The sequence below is a fragment of the Parendozoicomonas haliclonae genome (genome assembly GCF_900174585.1).
Lineage (GTDB): Bacteria > Pseudomonadota > Gammaproteobacteria > Pseudomonadales > Endozoicomonadaceae > Sansalvadorimonas > Sansalvadorimonas haliclonae.
In genome coordinates, this window is sequence record NZ_FWPT01000024.1 from 1 (window position 1) to 5,181 (window position 5,181).

Genomic DNA, 5,181 nt, shown 5'->3' on the forward strand with positions numbered 1-5,181 from the left:
AGAACTTTATGAAACTCGGAACGTGAACGCCAGGAACCGTGAACTCCTTGTTGGGCGTGGCCCCGATTTCTGAGTAGGGCACTGATCTAATTGCTCATAGCGTGTAACGCCCGCTTATGGGGCGCCGGAGGCGTCCCATTTGAAGCTCTTGTTACCTGGAGGGTGGCAAGACAGAGACCGTGCCTTTTGCACAATGTTTGACTGCTTGTTTGAGCGTTGCGAGACGTATATTGCGATGTTTAATATTTGGTGTTTTTCGGAGTGCGTTAATCAATTAATTACCTGGAATAGGGCACACTTGTCTTTCTCCCAACTCACCAATCCCTTTAATGCTTAACCTCGGGTAACGCCTGCTTATGGGGCGCCGAAGGCGTCCCAGGAGCGTAGCGACGAACATGAAGCTCTTGTTAGGTGTCTGTTGCCACCCAATCCCAGCTTTCGCCGTCATAATTAGTAAGCCAATTTATGGCATGATGTCGCTCTCTAATGACACCGCCATCGATGTCTATCGAAGACTCGTAATTCCTTACTGCCCAATGCATGCGGTAGATGATATCTGATGCATCCATGATTTCGGAAATCGGCCTGAGCTCAAGTGAATTTATAAAGCTAATAGGGTCTTCACTTGATGTAGGGATACGATCTATGAAATCTGTAACACTTGCTTCTTCAGATGGGTATGGGAGATCTGGGACAAGTTTTACGGCCCAGACTAAAACATACAATGCCTCAAGACGCCAAGTGGCATTGATTTGTGTCTGTGTTCCATAGGTAGGATTTGAGAGGTAATGCTTTTCCTCTTTAGTCAGAGAGTCCCATAAATTAAAATTTTTTAAATATTCAACGAATTCGGTATCACCTTCATTGAATGCTGTACCGCTTAAACAAAACAGGCATAGAATACGCTCTCCAATCTCTTTTATTGTTCTAGGTGTGACTTCGGATTCATCTTCTGTTGGTGGGAGCCAATCGATGAAAGGTATATTTCTTTCGGAGAGAAATCGTTCAGTCTGCTTTTTTCGTTCTTCTGGACTCAATGTTAACTCCTAAGACACCTAACGCCTGCGTAAGGGGCGCCGAAGGCGTCCCTTCTTGACGCACTTGTTATGCCTTTTTAGTCTTCCAGTGCTCCAGCATCAACTAATCCATCCACAAAATCTTCTAGGTTTTCGACATTTGAGATAAGCTCCGCAAAATTATTCGTGTTTCCATTCTCAATTGCCTTAATTATCTCTTTGTTCTTTAAAATTGCAGAGAGTGCCTTTTTTTGGCCTTCTTTCTTTCTATCACGTACTATTCGTTGAAAACACATTCCCATAGATAAGGCTACAGTAAGAAAATCATTGTCGACCTGGCCAGGAGATTCTTTGTATGTATTAAATGCGCCAGAAAGGTTTTCTTTAAGTTTCTTAAGTCCAGAAGCAGTATTTTCATATTCTATGTAACGTAATCCTGATACGTCGAACGGATTGTTTTTGCTCCCTTTCTCTTTGATTAGGATTGTTTTGTTACGAACTGCGTGCCTCAACCCTAATTCATAAAAGACATTTGGATTAGGATATGTGATATCAACAACTACATATTCAGATAACATTAATCGTTTAAAGATATCTGTTGAAATTGATCCGGCGGATGAAACTTCATCAGCTCTGATTACTTCAATGTTCTTGTCAATGCTTTCAATGGATTCTTTAATGAGATCAGTGTATTTGCTTTTTAAATCAGAAGCACTGACTTCAATTCCGTTATGACGTTGGTCTCCGATTGCCATTACTACAAAACATGACTTTTTTTGCATTGTATTACCTTGTACTCCGAATGTGATTAATGAGGCATAACGCCTGCGTAAGGGGCGCCGAAGGCGTCCCTTCTTGACGCACTTGTTAGCATACGATTACGAATAGACTAGGCAGGTTCACTATGCTTGTTTGTCTCGGTCACTTGGTCGAAGAAACCTGTTTTTTTCATAAACTCTCTTGCTTTACGTATTTTTAACTCGTGTATTTTTTCATCGAGAATTCGTTCTTTCAAAAATTCAAGCTCATTGAGAACCAAAGAATCAGCTAATGATTGATTTATTGAACCGTATTCGATCATTGCTGTCCGTAAAATGCTTGCACTTCTATACAGGTTAATGACTTGTTGTATGAATGTATTGATTTGCTTTGCATCTGCGGCTTTGCTGGTTTTCCTGGACTTTAATAAAGACTTGAAGAATTGCGCGTAAGAAATAAGTGCTTTGCATTGTGACTCGTATCGTTTATAGAAAACGACAGTGTTTTTTGGTAATGATGCTAGCTGTTCCTGAGATAAATTTGTATTTGAATATATGTCTATGATGCTTTCGATTGCTTGATCAAAAACTTCAAAGTACTCAAAGAAATCTCCGTCAATTTTCTTTATTGCCTCATCAATAATGATTGAAGTTACATGCTCAACTCCAAATTCATCAGTAGGTAAAGGCTCATCAAGTTGCACTAATATATTTTTAATGAAATCATCACACCAGATTCTCGCTGCAGGAAATGCACTTAAATTCACTACATAGACATAAGCTAAGTCTTGCTTTGTGGCGAGTTTCTCCTTCTCAATTATTTTTAATCTTATTTTATAATTGAAAAATGCAGCTATCGCGGCTCCAAATAATCCACTTAATATTGAAATTATTAAAGTACTGTATGTTGCCATATTCTTAGATGATTATTGTAGTGTGCTAACGCCTGCTTATGGGGCGCCGAAGGCGTCCCAGGAGCGAAGCGACGAACATGAAGTTCTTGTTATGTGATTTTTTGAAGACATGCGGAAACGCCTAAGATTATTAGCCTTAAGCGTTTCTTCTGACAAATTCGATTATAAAAACCGAGATTTATAACTTCATATGTAAGATTGGGAAGGGTTTACCCATATCATCTGTGGGAGATCGAGATGTAACGGAGAAGCCCATATGCTCGTAAAAACCGACAGCACCAGGATTCTGTTCGTTAACATCGACATAAACAGCGTTTAAGGGACCCACTGCATATTCAAGTAACATTTTACCGATGCCTTTTCCCCGAAATTCGTTGAGGACAAAAAGCATCTCAACTTTACGTTCATGGACACCGATAAATCCTAAAATTTTACCGGTAGAGTCCTTGACGCATTTCAGTGTTACGGCAGGGAAAGCCTGTTCAATGATGATAGGCTTAAAGTACTCAATATCTTCCTCGGAAATGAAGTCATGAGTTGCTCGGACTGAGTTTTCCCAAACATTTAGCATTTCTGCGTAATAGTCAGGAAGCACATTTTCAACAATCATAAATTTCTCATTTAAGTGCAATTGCTTGGATGTGCAGCCGCGAACCTGAAATTCTATCACGTACCGTTTTGTGCTCGTAAGTGAGGGTATGCACCTATCACATAACGCCTGCGTAAGGGGCGCCGAAGGCGTCCCTTCTTGACGCACTTGTTAGCTTCCGTTTATGCGGTGTTTTTTATTTTGTTTCAAATGGTTTTGTAGAGAGAATTTTATCATATCTGTCGTACGCATTATCCATACGAGCGCGAATGTTCTCACTATAGCCACAAGATTTTTGGCGCATGTCCTCAACCTGGATAATAAGTTCTTCGATTCTTTTTAACTTAATTTTCTTCCTGTTTTTCGTGACTAGATTCTGTAGATTTATTGCACTATTGAGAGCGTTTCCAGAAATATCCTTTCTCACACTTTTAAGATATTCGTGCATTCCTAGTTCTTTCAAATGACTTAGTGCAAATTTTTCTTCAATAACTATTAGGTCAAGTTGTAGCCTCTGATAAATTTCGCAGAGATCGGCTAGTTTAGACTCTAAGAACTCAAGTCTTCTAGCTCGCTTATCAAAATACCTACTTATGAATGTGTATAAAAAAGTCATTCCTGCAATAAATAAGCTCGCAATAGCAATAATATCGGACCTTTCAAATTTTAATTCTTTGATGGCCTCAAATATATGTTCTATATCCATAAACTCGATATTTCTGTAGGGAGCTAACGCCTGCGTAAGGGGCGCCGAAGGCGTCCCTTCTTGACGCACTTGTTACGCGCCGGTTAATCAGTGTTGGTAAGACGTGGCCAGCCCCATGACCCGTCATGATATTTTTCTTTCAGATATTCTAAATCCAGTTTCCATTCTGTGCGTGCGGTTTTGAATGTGGAGCTTTTTCTTGTGTTGTGCTGCACAGTTAGGTGCCCTGCAAGTCTTTGCAGCCTGACCTGTGAATTGATTTCTCCCCATTCGTCCATGTACTCTTTCGAGTGAACTTTAGGTAAATCTCTTGTCATTATCCGGTCAAGAATATCACGCCTTTGACGCGCGAATTTACCCGAAACGCCGACTTTATATCCCAAATAACCAGGTATACCTTCCCACTTATCAAGCTGTTTGTACTCTTCCTTTTCCTTATATACTGGGATAACAGCCTTTACTTTCCAACGTGGAGGGGTACTTCCCAATGAGACGAAACGGTCATCTTTATATAGAATGCGGTTTATGGTTGATTTGTCCGCATTAAGTATTTCTGCAATCTCTCTTGCGGAAATATCTTTTTTAACGATAAGTACCTTTTCTATTTTATCTGAGAGATTATTGTTGTTCATCATCAGATTCTCATTGTTATTGGAGATGTATTTGTATGGGAGCGCGTAACGCCCACATACGGGGCGCCGAAGGCGTCCCGCTTGATGTGCTTGTTGTGCGCACAGTGAAGTTACCACTGAGCGTGATAACTGGCTTGTGCACGATGCTTGTTGTTGGGTAGGGCAGAATTAGCCAGAAACCCCAATGTTGATTTTGCCAGCTGAGGGCACGAACCACGCAGTAGCGAAAATGCTAAAGCGTTTTGATGAACACAGATGTTGCCACGCGCTGGATAAAGCGGCACCGATGCTATTGGCGCTGGCAGTGCACGAACATTATCTGGCACGATTTAACTGATGAAAATGAACTTGTTTGGCACAATATTTATGCCAGCGAGCACCGAACTGTTAATTCCCCGTTATAGAAGACAGGCACAATTCAAATAGCGACAAGACGCACAACGCCCGCTTATGGGGCGCCGGAGGCGTCCCATTTGAAGCTCTTGTTACCCGGAGGGTGGCACGGCAGAGACCGTGTTTTTTGCACAGTGTTTAACCGTTTGTTTGAGCGTTGCGGGACGAATATT

At 41.1% G+C, this 5,181-nt stretch carries 6 protein-coding genes; all 6 read right to left on the reverse strand.

The genetic code is table 11. From position 1 onward, the window contains the following. Positions 1 to 407 precede the first annotated feature (407 nt). Positions 408 to 1,037 (reverse strand): DUF4272 domain-containing protein, encoded by a 630-nt coding sequence (locus EHSB41UT_RS24015; RefSeq protein ID WP_087113412.1) that lies wholly within the window; start codon positions 1,035 to 1,037, stop codon positions 408 to 410. Between the two features lie 77 nt (positions 1,038 to 1,114). Continuing rightward, the gene (locus tag EHSB41UT_RS24020; protein ID WP_087113413.1) at positions 1,115 to 1,798 is read right to left on the reverse strand and encodes a hypothetical protein; all 684 of its coding nucleotides are present in this window, start codon (positions 1,796 to 1,798) and stop codon (positions 1,115 to 1,117) included. A gap of 107 nt (positions 1,799 to 1,905) precedes the next feature. Next, positions 1,906 to 2,688 (reverse strand): hypothetical protein, encoded by a 783-nt coding sequence (locus tag EHSB41UT_RS24025; protein WP_087113414.1) that lies wholly within the window; start codon positions 2,686 to 2,688, stop codon positions 1,906 to 1,908. A 178-nt stretch (positions 2,689 to 2,866) separates the two neighbouring features. Then, positions 2,867 to 3,298, reverse strand: coding sequence for a GNAT family N-acetyltransferase (locus tag EHSB41UT_RS24030; protein ID WP_087113417.1), 432 nt, complete (start codon positions 3,296 to 3,298; stop codon positions 2,867 to 2,869). A 175-nt stretch (positions 3,299 to 3,473) separates the two neighbouring features. After that, positions 3,474 to 4,052 (reverse strand): hypothetical protein, encoded by a 579-nt coding sequence (locus tag EHSB41UT_RS24035; RefSeq protein ID WP_207626754.1) that lies wholly within the window; start codon positions 4,050 to 4,052, stop codon positions 3,474 to 3,476. A gap of 14 nt (positions 4,053 to 4,066) precedes the next feature. Next, positions 4,067 to 4,618, reverse strand: coding sequence for a hypothetical protein (locus EHSB41UT_RS24040; protein WP_133060656.1), 552 nt, complete (start codon positions 4,616 to 4,618; stop codon positions 4,067 to 4,069). Between the last annotated feature and the right edge of the window lie 563 nt (positions 4,619 to 5,181).